The organism is Arthrobacter sp. B6 (assembly GCF_001663775.1).
Classification (GTDB): Bacteria; Actinomycetota; Actinomycetes; order Actinomycetales; family Micrococcaceae; genus Arthrobacter.
This window is the reverse complement of the sequence record NZ_KV467169.1, coordinates 519,015-538,678: the sequence shown is the minus strand read 5'-3', so window position 1 is coordinate 538,678 and position 19,664 is coordinate 519,015. Positions and strand designations below refer to the sequence as shown.

The window sequence follows — 19,664 nt, the reverse complement described above, 5'->3', positions numbered from 1 at the left end:
GGGTGGGCCCATCCGGCGCGGGCCCATCCTCCCCATAGAATGGACAGATGACCTTAAGCGTTGCGCTCGGCCCTGATACCCAGGAGGGCACCCGGACCGGGACAGAGGCGTCCACAGACTCCCTGACCGCCCCGGACATCCCCTGGAACCTGGTGATCTGGAACGATCCCGTGAACCTGATGAGCTATGTCAGCTATGTTTTCCAGAGCTACTTCGGGTTCTCCGAGAGCAAGGCAAACAAGCTCATGATGGAGGTCCACAAGAAGGGCCGGTCCATCGTCGCCCACGGCAGCAAGGAACAGGTCGAACGGCATGCCGTGGCCATGCACGGGTTCGGGCTGTGGGCCACCGTGGAGAAGGCAACCGGCGGCCAGGGCGGCTCCGGCAAAACTGGCGGATCAGGGCAGGGCAAGGGCAAGCGTGGCTAAGGCATTTAAGTACGGACTCAAAGGCATCACCGGATTCCTCGAACCCGCGGAACGGGAGCTGCTCCGCAGCCTGATCCACGACGTCATCTCCATGCTCCAGCCGGAGGAACGGACCCACCAGGATCCGCTGGCCGCGATGATCGGGTTGGACATGGACGTCCAGGAACCCACGGACCGCGCGGTCAGGCGGCTCCTTCCCAACGTGATGAAAAACGACGACGGCGCGTCCCTGGAGTTCCGCCAGCTCACCGAGCGCTCGCTGCGGGAGACCAAGATCGGCGCCCTGCGGGCCGCCGCCCTTGACCTGGACAAGGACGAAATTCTCCTCACCCCGGAGGGTGCCAGGCACTGGTCGATGGCGCTGAATGATGTCCGGCTGGTTCTGGCCGAGCGGCTGGACATCCGGGACGAGGAAGACGCCGAGCACGTCCATCTCATGCAGGACTGGTCCCAGGCGGAGGACGTGGAAAGCTACCTCGCCCTCGTGTACAACTTCGCCACGTGGCTGCAGGAGTCCCTGGTCCAGGCGATGCTGCAGTCCCTGGACACGCGGGCCTGAACGACATCCTGTCCGGCGGCTGTCCGCCCCGCGCTGCGCCCGGGCCATAAGCTGCAGTGTGACAAATTAGACATGAGTCGGCCGCCACAATGTGATGGCCGCGACTACCGGGAAGACCTATCCTCGAATAATCATGACAACAGCCTCGAGCACGGATTCGTCAGCAGCTGCGGCGGAGTCCCCAGCCAGCAGCATTCCCGGCGGCCACGTGGGATCCCGGCCAATCGGAGTTTTTGATTCCGGCGTCGGCGGACTGACGGTGGCGCGTTCCATCATCGACCAGCTGCCCAACGAATCGATCCTCTACGTGGGGGACACCGCCCACGGGCCGTACGGGCCGCTGCCCATCGCCGAAGTCCGGGCGAACGCCCTTGGCGTGATGGACGAACTCGTGGATTCCGGCGTCAAGCTGCTCACCATCGCCTGCAATTCGGCGTCGGCCGCTGTCCTGCGCGACGCCCGTGAGCGGTACACCGCCAAATACGGAATTCCCGTGATCGAGGTGATCCAGCCCGCCGTGCGTCGGGCCGTCGCTGCCACCCGGAGCGGACGCGTGGGCGTTATAGGAACGTCGGCCACCGTTGGTTCCCGCGCCTACGAGGACACTTTTGCTGCGGCGCCTGACCTGGAAATCACGTCCGTGGCCTGCCCCGAGTTCGTCAGCTACGTCGAGGCCGGCATCACCACCGGGCCCGCACTCTTGGCCGTCGCCGAAGAATACCTCGCGCCGTTAAAGGCCGCAGGGGTGGACACCCTCGTCCTGGGCTGCACCCACTACCCGCTGCTGACGGGCGTCATTTCCTACGTTATGGGAGAGGACGTGACGCTTGTCTCGAGCGCGGAGGAGACAGCCAAGGATGTCTACCGCGCACTGGCCACGCATGCCCTGCAACGGACCGCCGCGACCCCGCCGGAACACCACTTCATCGCCACAGGCGATGCCGGTCAGTTCGAAGCCCTCGCCCGCCGGTTCCTGGGGCCGGAGGTCCTGTCCGTCCGGCACGTGGACCATGTGTCCGCCCAATACCCCACCGGAAGCCTCGCCCGGATCACTCCCGAGATGATTGCCGCGGCACAGGGCGCCACCGGGACCGCCAGCACCCGGCGGCGGCTGTCGAATTTTGTGGGCAGTGGCTCTGTGGAGACCGGCCGGGCCGGGGGTCCTGACCTGTGAAACTGACCATCGTTGGCTGTACGGGCTCCTTCCCGGGCCCAGGCTCGCCGGCGTCGTGCTATCTCCTGACCGCCAACGACGGCGAACGGACCTGGAAGATCGTGATGGACCTGGGCAGCGGCGCGCTGGGCGCCATCCAGCGGTACACCGACCTCGAGGACATCGACGCGATCTTCCTGACCCACTTGCACCCTGACCACTGCATGGACCTTTGCGGCCTCCATGTGGCCGTCCGCTGGAAGCCGGGCGGCTGGGGACGCGGCAGGATCCCGGTCTGGGGCCCGGCGGCAACGGCCGACCGCATGGCCACCGCATATGGCCTGGAGCTGGACCCCGGCATGCATGAGGAATTCGACTTCACCAACTGGACCGAACGCAAGCCCGTAACCCTGGGGCCGTTCACCGTCACTCCGTTCGCCGTGAACCACCCGGTGGAAGAGGCCTACGCCCTCCGCGTCGAGGTCACCGAGCCGGACAAGGAAGGCAACAACGTCAGCCGGGTGCTGACGTATTCCGGTGACACCGATTCCTGTGCCGGGCTGGAGGAAGCGGCCAAGGACGCTGACCTGTTCCTCTGCGAAGCAGCCTTCGAGGAAGGCCGCGACGACGGCATCAAGGATGTGCACCTGACCGGAAAGCGTGCCGGCGAGGCTGCCGCGGTCGCCGGCGCCCGCCGGCTGCTTCTGACCCACATTCCCGTCTGGACGTCCCCCACCACGGTCATGGCTGAGGCCCGGCCGGTCTTCGGCGGCGACGTGGCGGTTGCCGTGGCCGGAGTGCATTACACGATCTAGCCGCTCCGGGCGGAAGACTGTCCGTGGCCGGGCGGCCGACGACGAGTCGATAAGCTAAAGGCATGACTTCAGAAGCAACCGCAGTGCCCGTAGTGCGCGCCGACGGCCGTACCCCCGACCAGCTCCGCCCCATCAGCATCACGCGCGGGTGGTCCAAGCAGGCTGAGGGTTCAGCCCTGATCGAGTTCGGCAACACACGGGTCCTGTGCACGGCTTCGCTGACAGCCGGGGTGCCGCGCTGGCTGAAGGGGGAGGGCCGGGGCTGGGTCACCGCAGAGTACGCCATGCTGCCGCGCGCCACCAACACCCGTTCCGACCGCGAGTCGGTCAAGGGCAAAATCGGCGGACGGACGCACGAGATCTCCCGGCTTATCGGCCGTTCACTGCGATCCATCATCGACACCAAGGCCCTGGGCGAGAACACGATTGTGCTGGACTGCGATGTCCTGCAGGCTGACGGCGGAACGCGCACAGCAGCCATTACGGGCGCCTATGTTGCCTTGGCAGACGCCATCCGCTTCGCCCGCGACAACAAGCTGATCGCGAAGAATGCCCAGCCCCTCGTGGACACTATCGCGGCCGTCTCAGTGGGCATCATCGACGGCGTCCCCATGCTGGATTTGCCCTACGTCGAGGATGTCCGGGCCGAGACCGACATGAACGTTGTGGTCACCGGTTCCGGGAAGTTTGTGGAAGTCCAGGGCACCGCGGAAGGTGCACCTTTCGACCGGGACGAGCTGAACCAGCTCCTCGATCTTGCACTTCTGGGCACTACCCAGCTGGCGGCGATCCAGCGCGAAACCCTCGCGGACGTTCTGTGAACGTTGCGGCACCCGGGGGCGGGCATCCGGACGGCAGATTGTTGGACGGCGCGGCGCCGCGGCTCGTCCTCGCCACGCACAACCTGGGCAAACTCCGCGAGCTGCGTGAGCTCCTGCGCGGCCAGGTTCCGGGGCTCGACGTCGACACGCAGGTAGTGGACGCCGCCGCGGCGGGTGCGCCTGACGTCGTCGAAACGGGCGTGACGTTCGCTGAGAATTCGCTGCTCAAGGCGCGTGCGGTGGCCGAGGCGACCGGCCTGGTGGCCATTGCCGACGACTCGGGACTGGCTGTCGACGTCCTGGGCGGGGCACCCGGCATCTTTTCCGCACGGTGGTCGGGCCGGCACGGCGACGACGCAGCCAACCTGCGGCTCCTGCTGGACCAGCTGTCCGATGTCCCTGACGGGCACCGCGGTGCGGCCTTCGTCTGCGCTGCGGCACTTGCCGTGCCGGCGCCGGGAGGCACAGCCCACGAAACCGTGGAATACGGGCAGCTTGAGGGCGTCCTGCTGCGCGAGCCGCGGGGTGAGGGCGGATTCGGTTACGACCCCGTGCTGCAGCCGATCGGCGAGGACCGCAGCTGCGCCGAGCTGTCGCCGGAAGAGAAGAATGCGATCAGCCACCGGGGGAAGGCCTTCCGGGCGCTCCTGCCCGCCATCGTCGAGGCACTCGCCCGGCCCCTCCCGTAGAAGAGTTTTTGTCCAGATACGGCGACTTGGAGTGGTTCCAAAGCCCCGTATCTGGACAAAAACTCCAGAGGGAAAGTCAGTTTTCCAGGTTGGTCTTGCGGTCCTTGGCGGGAGCGTGCTCTTCGATGAATTCGTCTACCGCATCCGTGCCGAAGACGGCTGCCTGGCGTTTGGCGGAGATGCCGCGGAGAACTTCGACGCCGATCGGAAGCACGGAAACCAGCACGATCGCGATGAAAATGATGTCCAGGTTGTCCCTCACCCACGGGATCCTGTCGCCCAGAAGGTAGCCGAGGAGCGTGACGCCGCTGCCCCACAGGACTGCGCCGATCACGTTGAAGAGGAAGAATTTCCGCTTGTCCATCTGGGCCACGCCCACAATCACGGGAACGAAGGTCCTGATGATCGGGACGAAGCGCGCGAGGATGAGGGCCTTGCCGCCGTGCTTTTCAAAGAAGGCATGGGCGTTCTCGACGTTCTCACGTTTGAACAGGCGGGAGTTGGGTTTGTTGAAGATGGCAGGACCGGCCTTGGAACCGATCAGGTAGCCGGTCTGGTTGCCGATGATGGCGGAGACAGTGATCAGGAGCGCCAGGAGCCAGACGTTGAACTTGATGGTGTCGGTGGCCACCAGCAGGCCGGCCGTAAACAGCATTGAGTCGCCGGGGAGGAAAAAGCCCACCAGCAGGCCGGTCTCGGCAAAAACAATTCCGCAGACGAGCAGGACCACCCACGGCGCGAGGGCAGGGTCGGCAAGGAAAACCTGGGGGTTCAGCCAGTCGGGCAGGAATGAGGCCAGCTGCGGCTGGACCGGTCCTGCACCCCCCAGCATGGGCACGGCAAGGTCGCTGATCGCAAGAAAGTTCACCTACTCAGGGTACTTGACCCAACACGGCCCTCCGGTTGTATGGTTAGTTACATAAGTAATGAACCAGTGAAGCGGCTGCCGCTTCTCCTGGCAACAGAACCCGGGGTGTACCAGTGATTGACGACAGCAGGCCGATCTTCCTGCAGATCGCCGGACTGATTGAGAACGAGATCGTGGACGGAACCTTGGCGGAGGAGACCCAGATCCCGTCCACCAACGAGTTCGCGGCCTTCCATCGGATCAACCCGGCCACGGCTGCCAAAGGCGTGAATGTCCTGGTCGAAGACGGAATTCTCTATAAGAAACGGGGAATAGGCATGTTTGTTTCCACCGGCGCCCGCGCTGCCTTGGTGGCGAGGCGGACCCAGGAATTCTTTGAGCAGTACGTGCGCCCGCTGGTGGCGGAGGCCCGCAAGCTGGGCATCCCTGCGGACGAGCTCAGCAGGATGATCATCCGCGGCGCCGACGGCGCCCCGGCAGAAGGCGGCAACCGGGAAAGGAGCGCGGCCTCGTGAACGGCGCGGTGGTCGAGGCGAGGAACCTCACAAAACGGTACCGGGATGTCCTGGCCCTCGACGACGTGAGCATCAGGCTCTCGGCGGACCGGATCTATGGGCTCCTGGGCCGCAATGGCGCAGGAAAGACCACGCTGATGTCCGTCCTGACGGCCCAGGCTTTTGCCACGTCCGGAGATGCCCTCGTTTTCGGGGAGGAAGCGTATGAAAATGACCGGGTCCTGTCCCGGGTGTGCTTCATCCGGGAATCGCAGAAGTATCCCGACGACTTCACGGCGTTCCACGCCTTCAAGGCGGCAAGGCTGCTGTTCAGGAACTGGGACCAGGCCTTCGCGGAGCGCCTCATTGGCGACTTCGGACTACCGGTCAAGCGGCGGATCAAGAAACTCTCGCGCGGTCAGCTCTCCGCCGTCGGTGTGATCATCGGTCTGGCCTCGCGGGCAGAACTGACGTTTTTCGACGAGCCCTACCTGGGGCTCGATGCAGTTGCCCGCCAGCTGTTCTACGACCGGCTTTTGGAGGACTTCACTGACAGCCCGCGCACGGTTGTGCTGTCCTCGCACCTCATCGACGAAGTCGCCAACCTGCTTGACCACGTCATTGTGATCGACCAGGGGCGGATCCTGATCGACGCCGAGTCTGATGCCCTGCGCGGCTCGGCGGCGACGGTGGTTGGGCCTGCACCCAAAGTGAACGAGTTCGTGACCGGCATGAAGGTCCTGCACCGTGAGGCACTGGGACCGCTGGCGTCAGTCACGGTGGACGAAACCCTCAGCGCAGCACAACGGACCGGAGCCGCCCGGCTTGGACTGGAAGTGGCCCCGGTGTCCCTTCAACAGCTCGTCATCCGGAAGACCCTTATCAATCATCCCTCCCGGCGGGTGCCGGGCGGCGATGCCGAACTGGATTCAATGGAGGCAACACGATGAGCCGGACACTGGCGGTGGCGCGGATGCAGCTCGTCACCAAATGGACGTACCTGGGGAACCCCCTGGTCATCCTCGCGGCTGCCTTCCTGCTGTCGGTCGCCATTTTCGCGCTGATCCCCGCAGATGAGCCCAAGTACGGCGGTGGCAGCCAGGCCCCGCTCTGGTATTTCATGGTGCTGGGCATCCAAAGCATGACGCTGGCGTTCCCGTTTTCGCAGGGGCTGAGCGTCAGCCGCCGCGCCTTTTACCTGGGGACCCTTGGCCTGTTTTCTGTGCTGGCTGTGGCCATGACCGCCATCTATCTCTTGGGCGGCATCGCTGAACGGGCAACCAATGGCTGGGGTGTGAACGGTTTCTTCTTCGCCATCCCCTGGGTCTCGGACGGTCCCTGGTACGGCACGGCCGTGTTTTACTTCACGGTGATGATGTTGATGTTCATTATCGGTTTCTGGTTTGCCACGATTTACAAGCGGTGGGGGACAACCGGGATGCTTATTTCACTGATCGGCTCGGCGGTGCTCCTGCTCGGCTTCGCTGCGCTGGCCACGCTGAGTCTGTGGTGGGGGAGCATTGGCGCCTGGTTGGTCCAGCAGACGCCGCTCACCATGGGTGCCTGGGCCGCGGTGCTCTGCGTGGCGCTCGCCGTCGGATCCTACTTGACGCTCCGTCGGGCAACGCCGTAGCCAGCCGGCCGCCGTCGGACAGGTGATATCCGCGACAGGGCCGCCGCGGTGACGCAGGAAGCGCCGTGTCCGGCGGTAAAGTGTGGGCCGTGGGTTTGGACTTTACGGCGATCGACTTCGAAACTGCCAACGGCTTCCGCGGATCACCGTGCGCGGTGGGCCTGACGAAGGTCCGGGGCGGCAAAGTCGTCGCTGAGGCGTCCTGGCTCATGCGGCCACCGGCGAACCATGACCACTTCGACTACCACAACGTCCGGATCCACGGCATCCGGGCCGAAGACGTTGCAGGACTGCCCCGGTTCGGTGAGCTGTTCCCGGAAATCGGCGCCTTTATCGGCGACGATATCCTGGCGGCGCACAACGCGGCCTTCGACCTTGGCGTTATCAGGTCCGGCCTGGAGGTGTCAGGCCTTGCAGGGCCCGCCTACGACTACGTGTGCACCGTCATGCTGTCCCGCCGCTGCTATTCGCTGGTTTCCAACTCCCTGCCCTTCGCCGCGGAGGAGGCCGGCGTTCCGTTGGTCAACCACCACGACGCAGGAGAGGACGCCCGGGCCTGCGCCGGCATCCTGATCGACATCGCGGCGCGCAACGGTGCCAACAGCATCGCCGAACTGTATCTGTCGTTGGGCCTTGCCCTGCCGCACCAGCAGGCCTTTGATCCGGCACGGGACGCCCTGTCAAAGCAAAGCCTCGCCGCCCTCGCCATCGCCTGCTCCGCTGCCGGCGGCGTCCCCCCTGCCCGTCCGTTCCGGTCGGGCTGGCCCGAGGAAGGTGCCAACCCGCTGCCCAATGCCGACGCCGAACCGGGCCATCCGTTGTACGGCCAGACTGTTGTTTTCACTGGCGAGCTTTCCATGCCGCGGCCCGAAGCCAAGGTCCGCTCCGCGGAACTGGGTGCGCGCCCGGAAAGCAGGGTGACGGCGCGGACCACCGTTCTGGTGGTGGGAGACGGATTTGTAGCCTCGGACCTCCGTTCGGGGAGGCTGACAGGCAAAGCCCGGCGCGTCCTGGAACTGCATGAACGCGGCCGGCCGATCGAAGTGCTCTCCGAAGGGGAATTTCTGCAGATGGTGGGCGGATACGCCGCGGCCGGCGTTCCTGCGGCGCGCCCCGCCTGATTCATCTGGCGCAACAAACCTTCCGCCCCGCCCGGCCTGCTCCTAGCCTTGCACCATGGCCAAATCCACAAGCGTTGAATCCACCGGCGTCGATACCGGCGCCCAGGCCACCCGGACGGGGATCGACTGGCGTGCTGTTTTTGCCTTTCCCAACCCGGTCAACGACTACGCTGCCCGGATCACGGCCGGGCTGGTGGTCCTGCTGGCGGGCGCCACGCTTTTGACCGGTTCAGGGTGGGGACTCGTGCTCATTGCCGCCGGGTTTTGGCTCCGGGTGCTGTTCGGCCCCCGGTTTTCGCCGCTGGCCCTGCTCTCGGTGAAGGTTCTGGCTCCGCGGCTGGGTCGGGTGAAGCTGGTCCCGGGGCCTCCCAAGCGGTTCGCCCAAGGCATGGGCACAGTAGTGTCCACCACGGCCCTGATCCTTTTCGCGTCGGGCGCCGCCCCCGCAGCCTGGATCGTGCTGGCGGTGCTCATCCTGGCTGCATCACTGGAAGCCTTCGCGGGCTTCTGCCTGGGCTGTGTCATTTTCGGGATCCTGCAGCGCCGCGGCCTCATCCCGGAGGACGTCTGCGAGGCCTGCAACAACATTTCCCTTAAGCGGTTGTGACCTCCACCAGCATGTCCGCCATGCCGCGGATGACGTGCGGTGCCTCCAGCTGCTCCAGCCAGTCCGCCGGAAGGCACGCCTCGCCGTAGTACGCGCCGAGGATGTTGCCGGCGATGGAACCTGTGGAGTCGCTGTCCCCGCTGTGATTGACGGCCAGCCCGACGGCGGCACGGAAGTGATCCTCCGGAGCGCCTGGCGCGGCGGCGTCAGGGGCGGTGGCCAGGACTGCGTAAAGCCCGACGGCGAACGCCTCCTCTGCCACCCAGCCGTCACCCAGCTGCTGCACCAGTTCCTCCGGGTCCAGGCGGCCGGTTTCGGCAAGGCTGACGGCAGCCTCCAGCCGGAGCGGCAGTTCAGGAGCAACGCCGTCGAGGGCACGCACTGCCGCCAGCACCGCGGCAGCTGCTGCCGGCAGGCTGTCGCCTGCCACCAGGCGGTGGATCAGCAGGCTGAAGCCTCCGGCACTTTGGCGGGCTGACGGATGGCCGTGCGTCAGGGCGGCGGCGTCGGCACTGAGTTTGTAGACGGCGTCGGGCGTGATGTGCGGTATCAGTCCGAACGGCGCGGACCGCATCACCGTCCCGCAACCCTTGGAGTCCGGGTTCACCGGGCGAAAGGACGTTCCCATCTCGCCGGTGGCCAGTCCACTGATGCAGGCAGAGCCCGGGGCGCGGCGGTGCCGGAGCACCTCGTGGGAATCAATCCAGCGTGGCTGCGGGACCGGCGCGGAGGACGGTGCCGCCTCACCCTGGCTGGCCAGCCAGCGAAGGTACGCGAGCCAAATACACGCGTTGACGTCGGCCCCTATGCCGGAGTTCGCCCATTCCAGCGCCTCGACGAGTCCGTCCACGGTGTACAGGGTCATCTGGGTGTCGTCCGAAAAGTGGCTGCCGCCGTCGACCGCCGTTAGGTCCGTCAGCCCGTCCGGACCAAACCGGCGGCGGATTTCCGTGATGGAGTCGAACTCCACGGTGTATCCCAGCGAGTCGCCCAGCGCCCCACCCAGCAGGCAGCCATGGATGCGGGACTCCAGCGGGGGCACGGCAGAGGCGCCCTGATCATTGCTCATGACAGCAAATTTACCGTGGCGGCCGCCATCGGCTGTACCGGCAGCTCAGGCCGTCCAGCCAACGTCCAGACTCCGCTGGCAGAATGCAGGGGCAGCCTGGTGCCTAACAGCCGGCGCACTTGCCGGCCACTGCGCCACCCCAACGAAAAGGACCGTCCGAACATGACCACGCCTGTGCCCGTTCACCACGCACACAACGCCGAGCCGTCCGGCAGCGGTGCCGTCCCCGTCCGTTACGGGCTGGCGGCCAGACTGTCCGCCGAGGCATTCGGCAGCCTGTTCGTGGTGGTCGCCGGCCTGGGCGTGCCGCTGTTTACCATCCCGCAGTCCAGCCCGCTGCCGGCCGCGCTTGCCGCAGGGCTCGCGGTCACCGCGGCGATGCTGGCGTTCGGCTACGTCTCAGGCGGACACTTCAACCCTGCCGTCACGGTCGGCCATGCTGTGGCCGGACGGATCCGCCTGGGCGATGCCGCCGCCTATATTGGAGCGCAGCTGGCGGGGGCACTGCTCGGCGCGCTGGCCCTCTTTGCGATCCTGCGCACCCTTCCCAGCATCCAGGACAGCCGGACGGCGTTCGACACGGTCACGGCGGGCTTTGGTGAGCATTCCATCATCCAGGCACCGATGGCCGCGGTCTTGCTGCTGGAAGTGCTGGGCGCCGCCATCCTGGTTGCCGTATTCCTGGGCACCACCGCGCGGAACGGCATGAACAAGGCCGCCACTCCTGTCGCCGTGGGTCTCGCCTTCGCGGTTCTGCTGCAGCTGGGCCAGTCCGTAGGCAACACTCCGTTCAACCCTGCCCGCGCCACAGGCTCTGCCATCTTCAGCTCCACCTGGTCCCTGGAGCAGTTGTGGGTCTTCTGGGTGGCGCCGCTGGCGGGCGCAGCAATCGCCGGGCTGGTTTTCCGCAGCTTCGCCGACCCGGGATCCGCAGGTGCGGCGAGCGCCGCCGTGTCCGCAGACGCCGCAGAGGGCGACACGGAGGAATCCGACGAGCTGGACGAAGCCGACGTCCTTGACGGGTCCCAGGACCTGGATAAAGCCGACCTGGGTAAATCCGACCTGGATGCGTCCGCCGGGACGGCGGCCGACCGCGCGGCGGTGCCGGCGTCGAAAAGCGATGAGGCACAGGAGTTCTTCGACGGAAAACGCGGCTAGGGCCTCCCGGACGGTCCCCTCAATGCACTGCGCAGGGGCCCCTGGCAGCGGGGCTGGCTCAAACTGTCAGTGGCAGCCGATAGCGTAGGAATATGCGGTTACTGCACACATCGGACTGGCATTTGGGCCGGTCGTTCCACGGCGTCGGGATGCTGGATGCCCAGCGGTCCTTCGTCGACCAGCTCGTTAACGCTGTCACGGAGAACGCTGTTGACGTTGTCCTGATCGCCGGCGATGTGTACGATCGCGCCCTCCCGGGCGTGGACGTGGTGGGCCTGCTGGACGACGCTTTGGTCCGGCTGACCGCAGCCGGCGCCAAAGTGGTCCTGACAAGCGGCAACCATGACTCCGCCATCCGCCTGGGCTTTGCCTCCCGGCTTCTGGAGCGGGGCGGCGTGCATCTTCGCACCAGGCTGGCCGAACTGGATCAGCCCCTGCTTCTGCCCCTGGAGGGAACCGACGCAGAGGACGGCGCCCTGCTGGCAATTTACGGCATCCCGTGGCTCGAGCCGCGTCTGGTGGCGGAACAGCTGGGCGTGGAGACGGCCAGCCATTTCGAGGTCACCCGGGCCGCAACGGACCTCATCCGGGCGGACCTCCGGCGCCGCACCTGCCACGGCACTGTCCATTCCGTGGTTTTGGCGCACACGTTCGCAAGTGGTGGCGTCAGCTCGGACAGCGAACGGGACCTCAGCATCGGGGGAGTGGGGGCGGTTCCGCTGGACCTGTTCGACGGCTTCAGCTATACCGCGCTGGGCCACCTTCACGGCCGTCAGTCGCTCTCTTCCAACGTTAGGTACTCCGGGTCCCCGCTGGCCTATTCCTTCTCGGAAGCCAGGCACCAAAAAGGCGGCTGGCTCATCGACGTCGGCCCGGCCGGAATTGCCGGCGTGACCGAACTGGCCTGGGAAGCACCGCGGAAGCTCGCAGTGCTCCGCGGCGGGATCACGGAACTGCTCGAATCCACCGACCACGCCTGGGCAGAGAACGCGTACTGCCAGATCACGTTGACGGATGCACAGCGGCCTGCCCAGGCCATGGAACGGCTGCGGTCGCGTTTTCCTGACACCCTGGTGCTGGGTTTTGATCCCCAGGGCGTGGCCGCGAAGCCTGCATCGAGCTACAGCAGCAGGTTGGCCGAGGCAGAAGACGACCTCTCTGTCTGCTGCGGATTCCTGAACCACGTCCGGGGCCGGGAACCCGACGACGCGGAACGGGCCGCGCTCGCAGCTGCCTTGGACAACGTGCGGCTCCAGGAGGCGTCGCTGTGAGGATCCACCGGCTCAGGATCTCCGCTTTTGGACCGTTCGCCTGCACGGAGGAAATCGACTTCGACAGGCTCAGCGCCCACGGGCTGTTCCTCCTCAACGGACCCACCGGCGCCGGCAAGACCAGTGTCCTGGACGCCATCTGCTTCGCGCTGTATGGCTCCGTGCCCGGCGCTCGGCAGGACGGCAAACGCCTTCGCAGCGACCATGCGGACCCAGCCACGGAACCGGCCGTCAGCTGCGAGTTCTCGGCCCAGGGGCGCCACTTCGAAGTCACCCGTTCGCCCGCCTGGGACAAACCCAGCGCACGCGGAAAAAACGGGTTCACCACCCAGCAGGCCAAAACCCTCCTGCGCGAACGGGTGAACGGGGACTGGCTGGAGAAATCCGGACGCAACGACGAAGCCGGCGCCGAAATCACCGGCTTGCTTGGGATGGACCGGGAACAGTTCACAAGGGTCGTCATGCTCCCGCAGGGCGACTTTGCAGCGTTCCTGCGGTCAAAGGCAGCGGACCGCCTGGAGTTGCTGCAGAAGCTCTTCGGTACACAGCGTTTTGAGGCAGTGGAACAGGAGCTGTCACTCCTGGCCCAGGCGGCACGAAATGACGTTTCCCGGCTCAACGGGCAACTTGAGCTGCTTGCGGCCAGGGCCGAAGCCGAGGTATCCGCCGTTGACATCGACGAAACCGGTGCGCCGCCTGCAGACGACGTCCCTGCCCGGCTTGAGTGGCTCCAAACCGCCCTCGCCATCCGCGCCGCCGACCTGGCCGGGGAGGCGGAGGCGGCCGGTTCGCTGAGCCAAGAGCACAGGCAGCTCTTGGACACCGCGGTTGCCCGGAGCGGGCGCCACCGGCTGCTGGCGGCGGCAACAGCACGCAAAGCGGCGGCCGAAGAGGCAGCACCGGTTCTTGAGGCCCACGCTGCACGGCTTGCCCGCCACCGCCAGGCGGAGGTCCTGACCGGACAGCTGCAGGCAGTGGAGAAATCAGAAGCCCGGCTTCGCAGTGCGGCTGCCGCCCGGGAGTCGGCACTCACGCTCCTGCGGATGGCAGTGGACGAGGACCCGGAGCTGGCGACGCTGGATCCGGACGCACCCGATGCCGCGTCAGAACTGAACCGGCTGCGCTCCCTGCTCGCCGTGGTGGAAGCCCGGCTGGCGGACGAAGACCGGCTCCGGGCCCTCACCGCCAGGCGGGCCATGCTGGCCCGGAAAAAGGAAGAACTCCTGGCCGCTGAGGTTGAACTTGGAGGCAGGTTCGAATCCCTGAGGGCGGAGTACACGGACCTGTCCGCCGGCCTGGAGCCCCTGGCCGAACTCGCAGCAGCGTCCATCCTGCACACCAAGGAAGCAGCCGCGGCTGACGAACTGCTGGACGTCGTCCGCCGCCACCGGTCAGCGGTGGCGGCCCAGCAGCTGGCGTCAGAACTCTACGAAGAATGCCGGGAGGACCAGCTGCAGAAGAAGCGCCGCTGGCTGGATCTTCGCGAAGAGCGCCTGGCCAATGCGGCAGCTGAACTGGCCGCGCAGCTGGCCGATGCCCTGCCCTGTCCCGTCTGCGGCAGCCCCGACCACCCGTCCCCGGCCAAGGCGGCCCAGTCTGCTCTCCTGCTGGGCCAGGCCGAAGAAGAAGCCCGGGACGTATTCGAAGCGGCGGAGGCCCGGCTCTCAGCGCTGGGCACGGAGCTGGCAGGGGCGCGGCAGCTGGTGGCCGTCCTTGCAGGACAGGGCGGGGACACACCCGAGGCTGAGGCGCGGGAGGCAGCCGACCTGGCTCGGCAGGCGGCCGAGCGCTCAGCAGGGGCAGCTGACAGGCTCGCCGGGATGCGGTTGCGGCTGACAGGAATCGAAACCCGCATCGCCGAAGCGGAGTCAGCCAGGGCCGGCGCCGGCTCGGAGCTGGCCCAGGTGCAGTCCGCCCTTGCCGAGGTCCTGGAACAGACAACGGCCCTCAACGAGTCATTGTCAGGCCTCAGGTCCGGCCACCGCGACCTCACGCACCGCCTGCGCGCGCTGCAGGATGCGGCTGGCACCCTTGAAAAGACTGTGCAGGCGCAGACGCAGCTGGACCAGGCAGAGATCCGGGCCGCTGAGGCCATGCACCAGTTGGAACTGGCCCTGCCGGAGGCGGGCTTCGACACGGCTGCGGATGCCAGGGCCGAGCTGCTGGACAGTGCCGAGGCTGCCTCCCTGCAGGCCAAAGTCCGTGCCGGTCAGGATGAACAAGCCAGGGTGGAAGAGCTCTTTGCCTCCGAAGAGGTGATGCTGGCTCTTGAGGAACAGGCCTCGGACATGGTCCCCGACGAAGCACAGCTCGCGCTGCTGCGGTCAGCTGCCGTGCAGGCCGAGGAGGAGGCACGTGCGGCGGGCCTGACAGCGGCACTGGCGGAACGTTGCGTGAAATCCCTCGGTGCCATCGTGGCGGAATACCAGGCCCTTGCCGGCGCGGGAACTGCTCCGCGGGAGCGTGCACGGATGCTGACCGCGCTGGCTGATGCCGCCGGCGGACGCGGCGACAACGCCTACCGCATGAGCCTGAACAGCTACGTCCTGGCGGCGCGCTTGGAACAGGTGGCACTGGCGGCCTCTGAGCGCCTTGTTGCCATGAGTGACGGGCGCTACCTGCTGCAGCACACCGATGCCAAAGCAGCGCGCGGCGCCAAATCCGGCCTGGGGCTGGAAGTGGTGGACCAGTGGACGGGCCACCACCGGGACACGTCAACGCTCTCCGGCGGTGAATCGTTCATGGCATCCCTGTCGTTGGCCCTGGGTTTGGCCGATGTGGTCCAGCACGAGTCCGGCGGAATCCAGATTGAGACCCTGTTCGTGGACGAGGGCTTCGGCAGCCTGGATGAGCAGTCGCTGGAGCAGGTGATGGATGCGCTGGAAGGGCTGCGGGACGGGGGCCGGGTGGTGGGCCTGGTGAGCCATGTGGGCGAAATGAAGCAGCGCATCGGAGTCCAGCTCCAGGTAGTCAAAGGCCGCAACGGCTCTGCGCTGCACATTTCCGACACCGTTTCGCCGCTCAGCTGACAGGGGGGGCGGTGTCCGGAGGGCTCCGCAACGTTATACTCGGACAGTTACCGGGTTGCGCGCATCGGGAGGAGGGACGATGCGCATGACTGAACGAGCCCGGAACCGTGAATCCTTCAACCCTCCCATCGACGCCCTCCCTGCAGCACGGACCCCGGCGTGACCGCCCGGAACCTGAGGCTTCCGCAGCCTCCGCCAAAGGCCGCTTTGCGCGGCTTCCGCAGCTCGCCGGACGCAGCTTTGTTCCCTTGGGACTCTTCGCCCGTTTGCCCTTGGCCATGCTCACCGTAGGGACGCTGACCCTGGTGACCTCGGTCAGCGGCTCGTACGCCGTTGGTGGCACTGCAGCCGGCGCCGTCGGAATCGGTTCGGCCCTTGGTGCGCCGGTACTGGGAGCGCTGGCCGACCGCAGGGGCCAGCGCACGGTCCTGCTGGCAGCAGCCGCATTCAACGCCCTCGCGGTGCTGGCGCTGATCGCGGCCGCCTACGCCATGACCCCTGCCGGGGTCTTTCCGGCAGCGCTGCTAGCAGCTGCCTTTGCCGCAGGGGCAAGCTGCCCGCAGGTCGGTCCGCTGGCACGGGTCCGGTGGATGGCGCTGACGTCCCAAAGCTCGCGAAACGGCAGGTCCGCCACCAGCAAGGAGGCGGACAAGCAGGACCTGGATACTGCCCTGTCCTATGAAAGCACCGCGGACGAACTGACCTTTGTGCTGGGTCCGGCCCTCGTGGGAATCCTGGCCAGCCTGCTGGCACCTTGGCTTCCCCTTGCCCTCGCTGCCGCCCTGACAATCACCCTGGTCCCGGCCTTTGCCGTTCACCGGACCCATCGGGCCGTGCCCGTCCGCCGCGGCCTTTCCGCGGTAAACGCCAACACCGATACTGCTAAGACTGCAGCGCGGAAACACAGCATCCCCCTTGCCGCGGCTCTCCCGGTTCTGGCCATGGTCTGCATGGGCACCTTCTTCGGCTCTACGCAGACAGCCCTGAGCTCGTTCTCAGCCGGCTTTGCCACTTCCGAAATTGCAGGACTCCTCTACGCCGTGATGGGTTTGAGCTCGGCCGCCGCGGCATTGTCCGTGGCCTACTGGCCGCAACGCCTCACAGTCTCCGCACGGTGGCTGCTGGGCGCCGGCCTGATGGCCGCCCTGGCGTTCCTGCTTTTTGTTCCGAGGTCGGCGGCGGGCATGGTGCTGGTACTGCTGATCCTGGGAATCCCGGTTGGCCCGGTGATGGTAACGGTCTTCGCGATCGGCGGTCTCCTGGCCCCCGCCGGACGGCTGGGAACTGTGATGACGGCACTGGCCAGCGGCATTGTGGCAGGTACGGCCGTCGGGTCGGCGGTGGCCGGCCAGCTTGCGCAGGTCCATGGTTACTCGGCGGCGTTCATCGTGCCGGTGGCCGCGGCGGTGTCCCTTGTCCTGCTCGGTGCGGCGTCCGCCGTCGTGCTCCGAAGGAAGCGGACCTAAGCGCCGTGCCGCATCAGCGGCCGTCAGGCCAGTTGGCGTTCAATGCGTGCCGCGCTTTCAGCGAGGGCGGCACCCACGGTGGCAGGGTCATGCGATGACCGGATGTAGACGACGGCGAGTGCGGCCGGCCGGCCGCCCGGAACCCGGACCGGTGCAGCCAGGGATGACACGCCCGCAATAACTTCGTCATGGCTGGCCGAGTAACCAGCGCGGCGGGCGTCACCAGCTTCCGGCCGGTAGGGGATCCCCGGTGCCAGCTGTGCCCACTCCGCTTCGCTCAGGGCCGACTGGATGGCGATGCCGGGTGCTCCGGCGCTGATGGGGTGCCGCGTGCCAGGGTGCTGGGCCACCGTCGCGCCCGAATGCCGTGGCTCCACAGTCACGAGGGTGATGCAGTCGAGGTGGTCCCAGACGGCCACAAAGGCCGTCATATCCAGGGTATTGGCCAAGTGGGTGAGTTCGGGAAGGGCGGCAGCCTGGAGGCTCCGCGAGACGCCCCGCGCGAGAACGGCCAGGCCGGGACCTGGCTGTACGCGTCCGGCGTCGTCCCGCACCAGCAGGGAGTGGTCCTCCAAGGTACGCAGAATGCGGTACGCGACTGACCGGTGAACGCCCATGGCGTCGGCAAGCTCGGCGATCGTCAGCGGGTTCTGGGCGGCGGCCAGGATTTCAAGCGCCCGAATGCCCCGTGAGAGGGTCTGCGACGGCGACGCCTGCGCTGCTCCGGCGGGGGCGGCTGTGGGGTTCATGGTGTCCATCCTAGGCCGCCGTGACCGGGCAGCCGGTTCACTCCGGGCCGGCCGTCATCATCGGCACCGTCCTATATACGAATAATTGGTTCAAATATAGAACTCATGCGGGCGGAGTTCCAACACCGGGCTACTCCCGGGAGCGTCCCGGCGGGGCGAGGGCGTTCCTGGCGGCGGAAGGACGGAGCGCCAAATTGGGACGCTCAGCCGAAAAAAACCTGCGGGATGTGTGCTCGCTCACATAATCGTAGTACCCTACTAACTAACTGACCGTTCTGTCGGTAATCATGAAGGCGTTCCACCCGGCAGCAGCCCTGCCTTAAACAATGGAGTTTCAATGACCACACCTTCACTGGTGGATTCACTTGCCGGCCCCAGCTCCCGGAAGGAAGAACGCAAGGTCCTTGCCGGGACCCTCGTGGGCACCACCATCGAGTGGTACGACTTTTTCATCTTCGCCCAGCTGACGGGGACCCTGCTGTCCCCGCTGTTCCTGGCTCCCTTGAACGAATCGAACCCTGGCCTGGCGCAGATCCTGTCCTTCGCCCTGATCGGCATCAGCTTCCTGTTCCGGCCGCTGGGCGCCGTTGTCGCCGGCCACCTCGGTGACCGCCTGGGCCGCAAGGCAATGCTCGTATTCACCCTGGTCATGATGGGCGCTGCAACTGCGCTGATCGGCATGCTCCCCACCTACGGCCAAATCGGTGTCCTTGCCCCGATCCTGCTCATCACGCTGCGCATTATCCAGGGCTTCTCCGCCGGCGGGGAATGGGGCGGTGCAGCACTGATGGCGGTTGAACACGCACCCCTCAACAAGCGTGGACTCTTCGGCGCCTACCCGCAGATCGGTGTTCCGGTGGGCATGATCCTGGCCACCGGGCTCCTGTTCTTCCTCAACAGCAGCATGTCCAGGGAGGACTTCGCCGCGTGGGGCTGGCGGGTTCCGTTCCTGCTGTCCATCGTCCTGATCGTGGTCGGTTACCTGATCCGCCGGGCCGTTGCCGAAAGCCCGGTTTTCAAGGAAATGGCCGCCCGCAAGGAAGAAAGCAAGGCGCCCCTGGGCGAGCTCATCCGGAAGCACAAGAAGGCCGTCCTCTACTCCACGATGATCTTTATCGGCAACAACGCCGCCGGTTACCTGCTGATTGCCTTCTTCATCTCCTACGCCACCAGGACCCTTCAGATGCCCACCCCGCAGGTCCTGCTGGCAACCACTCTGGCCTCCTTTGGGTGGCTGATTTTCACGCTTGTCGGCGGCTGGCTGTCGGACCGGATCGGCCGGGTCAAGACGTTCCTGATCGGCTACGGCATCGTCTTTGCGTGGATGATTCCGATGTTCGCGCTGATCGACACGAAGGACATCATGCTTTACGGCGTTGCCCTGTTTGTCCTGACCATCGGGCTCGGCCTGTCCTACGGGCCGATGTCCGCCATGTACGCCGAAATGTTCCCGGCCAACGTGCGGTACTCCGGTATTTCCATCGGATACGCCTTCGGTGCGATTCTTGGCGGCGCGTTCGCGGCCACCATCGCGGAGGCACTGCTGCAGAGCACTAAGTGGACCGGCTCGATTGGTATCTACATCATGATCCTGTGCGTGATCTCGGCCGTCGGTGTGCTGCTGGCCAAGGAAACCAAGGGCCGGCCGTTGGGGGTCAGCCACCACTAGGGGTACGGGCCCGCAACAGCGGAACCTTTCGACGGCAGGCACGGACCACACAGTCCGTGCCTGCC

General features: G+C 66.3%; 19 protein-coding genes. 16 read left to right on the top strand and 3 right to left on the bottom strand.

Going from position 1 to position 19,664, the window contains the following annotated elements:
- Positions 1-47 precede the first annotated feature (47 nt).
- From clpS to rdgB, 6 genes are all read left to right on the top strand, one after another.
- On the top strand, positions 48-428 hold the full coding sequence (gene clpS, locus AU175_RS17145) for an ATP-dependent Clp protease adapter ClpS (RefSeq protein ID WP_066292403.1): 381 nt from the start codon (positions 48-50) through the stop codon (positions 426-428).
- Positions 421-987 carry a DUF2017 domain-containing protein gene (locus AU175_RS17140; protein WP_066292402.1) on the top strand — a complete coding sequence of 189 codons (567 nt, stop codon included), beginning with the start codon at positions 421-423 and terminating at the stop codon, positions 985-987. The genes clpS and AU175_RS17140 overlap by 8 nt, the downstream gene beginning before the upstream one ends.
- Before the next feature lie 94 nt (positions 988-1,081).
- On the top strand, positions 1,082-2,161 hold the full coding sequence (gene murI, locus AU175_RS17135) for a glutamate racemase (RefSeq protein ID WP_066292397.1): 1,080 nt from the start codon (positions 1,082-1,084) through the stop codon (positions 2,159-2,161).
- Positions 2,158-2,955 (top strand): MBL fold metallo-hydrolase, encoded by a 798-nt coding sequence (locus tag AU175_RS17130; protein WP_066292394.1) that lies wholly within the window; start codon positions 2,158-2,160, stop codon positions 2,953-2,955. The genes murI and AU175_RS17130 overlap by 4 nt, the downstream gene beginning before the upstream one ends.
- A 62-nt stretch (positions 2,956-3,017) precedes the next feature.
- Positions 3,018-3,776 carry a ribonuclease PH gene (gene rph / locus AU175_RS17125; protein ID WP_066292391.1) on the top strand — a complete coding sequence of 253 codons (759 nt, stop codon included), beginning with the start codon at positions 3,018-3,020 and terminating at the stop codon, positions 3,774-3,776.
- Positions 3,773-4,465, top strand: coding sequence for an RdgB/HAM1 family non-canonical purine NTP pyrophosphatase (gene rdgB, locus AU175_RS17120; RefSeq protein ID WP_442855338.1), 693 nt, complete (start codon positions 3,773-3,775; stop codon positions 4,463-4,465). The genes rph and rdgB overlap by 4 nt, the downstream gene beginning before the upstream one ends.
- Positions 4,466-4,541: 76 nt before the next feature.
- On the opposite strand, the gene AU175_RS17115 is transcribed toward rdgB, so the two are convergent.
- Positions 4,542-5,318 (bottom strand): VTT domain-containing protein, encoded by a 777-nt coding sequence (locus AU175_RS17115; RefSeq protein WP_066294380.1) that lies wholly within the window; start codon positions 5,316-5,318, stop codon positions 4,542-4,544.
- 128 nt (positions 5,319-5,446) lie between these two features.
- Between AU175_RS17115 and AU175_RS17110 the strand changes: the two genes are divergently transcribed.
- From AU175_RS17110 to AU175_RS17090, 5 genes are all read left to right on the top strand, one after another.
- Positions 5,447-5,848 carry a GntR family transcriptional regulator gene (locus AU175_RS17110; protein ID WP_066292389.1) on the top strand — a complete coding sequence of 134 codons (402 nt, stop codon included), beginning with the start codon at positions 5,447-5,449 and terminating at the stop codon, positions 5,846-5,848.
- On the top strand, positions 5,845-6,777 hold the full coding sequence (locus AU175_RS17105) for an ABC transporter ATP-binding protein (protein WP_066292386.1): 933 nt from the start codon (positions 5,845-5,847) through the stop codon (positions 6,775-6,777). Before AU175_RS17110 ends, AU175_RS17105 begins: the two co-directional genes overlap by 4 nt.
- Positions 6,774-7,460 carry a hypothetical protein gene (locus AU175_RS17100; RefSeq protein ID WP_066292373.1) on the top strand — a complete coding sequence of 229 codons (687 nt, stop codon included), beginning with the start codon at positions 6,774-6,776 and terminating at the stop codon, positions 7,458-7,460. The genes AU175_RS17105 and AU175_RS17100 overlap by 4 nt, the downstream gene beginning before the upstream one ends.
- Before the next feature lie 89 nt (positions 7,461-7,549).
- The gene (locus AU175_RS17095; RefSeq protein WP_066294378.1) at positions 7,550-8,581 is read left to right on the top strand and encodes an exonuclease domain-containing protein; all 1,032 of its coding nucleotides are present in this window, start codon (positions 7,550-7,552) and stop codon (positions 8,579-8,581) included.
- A gap of 55 nt (positions 8,582-8,636) precedes the next feature.
- Entirely contained in the window at positions 8,637-9,188 is a 552-nt protein-coding gene (locus tag AU175_RS17090) for a DUF4395 domain-containing protein (RefSeq protein ID WP_082979269.1), read from the top strand.
- On the opposite strand, the gene AU175_RS17085 is transcribed toward AU175_RS17090, so the two are convergent.
- Positions 9,175-10,257, bottom strand: a complete 1,083-nt coding sequence (locus tag AU175_RS17085) for an ADP-ribosylglycohydrolase family protein (RefSeq protein WP_066292371.1) — start codon at positions 10,255-10,257, stop codon at positions 9,175-9,177. The genes AU175_RS17090 and AU175_RS17085 overlap by 14 nt on opposite strands.
- Positions 10,258-10,419: 162 nt before the next feature.
- Here AU175_RS17085 and AU175_RS17080 point away from each other — a divergent pair, with 162 nt between their 5' ends.
- The 4 genes from AU175_RS17080 (at position 10,420) to AU175_RS17065 (ending at position 17,181) form a co-directional block, all read left to right on the top strand.
- Entirely contained in the window at positions 10,420-11,415 is a 996-nt protein-coding gene (locus AU175_RS17080) for an aquaporin (RefSeq protein WP_082979268.1), read from the top strand.
- A 92-nt stretch (positions 11,416-11,507) separates the two neighbouring features.
- Positions 11,508-12,686: an exonuclease SbcCD subunit D gene (locus AU175_RS17075; protein WP_066292367.1), complete on the top strand. Its 1,179-nt coding sequence runs from the start codon at positions 11,508-11,510 to the stop codon at positions 12,684-12,686.
- Positions 12,683-15,715, top strand: a complete 3,033-nt coding sequence (locus tag AU175_RS17070; protein WP_066292363.1) for an AAA family ATPase — start codon at positions 12,683-12,685, stop codon at positions 15,713-15,715. Before AU175_RS17075 ends, AU175_RS17070 begins: the two co-directional genes overlap by 4 nt.
- 140 nt (positions 15,716-15,855) lie before the next feature.
- Positions 15,856-17,181 carry an MFS transporter gene (locus AU175_RS17065; RefSeq protein WP_066294372.1) on the top strand — a complete coding sequence of 442 codons (1,326 nt, stop codon included), beginning with the start codon at positions 15,856-15,858 and terminating at the stop codon, positions 17,179-17,181.
- 23 nt (positions 17,182-17,204) lie between these two features.
- Here the strand turns inward: AU175_RS17065 and AU175_RS17060 are convergent, their stop codons facing one another.
- The gene (locus tag AU175_RS17060; RefSeq protein WP_156642459.1) at positions 17,205-17,930 is read right to left on the bottom strand and encodes an IclR family transcriptional regulator; all 726 of its coding nucleotides are present in this window, start codon (positions 17,928-17,930) and stop codon (positions 17,205-17,207) included.
- Positions 17,931-18,267: 337 nt separating this feature from the next.
- Between AU175_RS17060 and AU175_RS17055 the strand changes: the two genes are divergently transcribed.
- Complete coding sequence (locus tag AU175_RS17055; protein ID WP_066292358.1) at positions 18,268-19,599, top strand: MFS transporter; 1,332 nt, start codon at positions 18,268-18,270, stop codon at positions 19,597-19,599.
- The last annotated feature ends 65 nt before the right edge of the window (positions 19,600-19,664 follow it).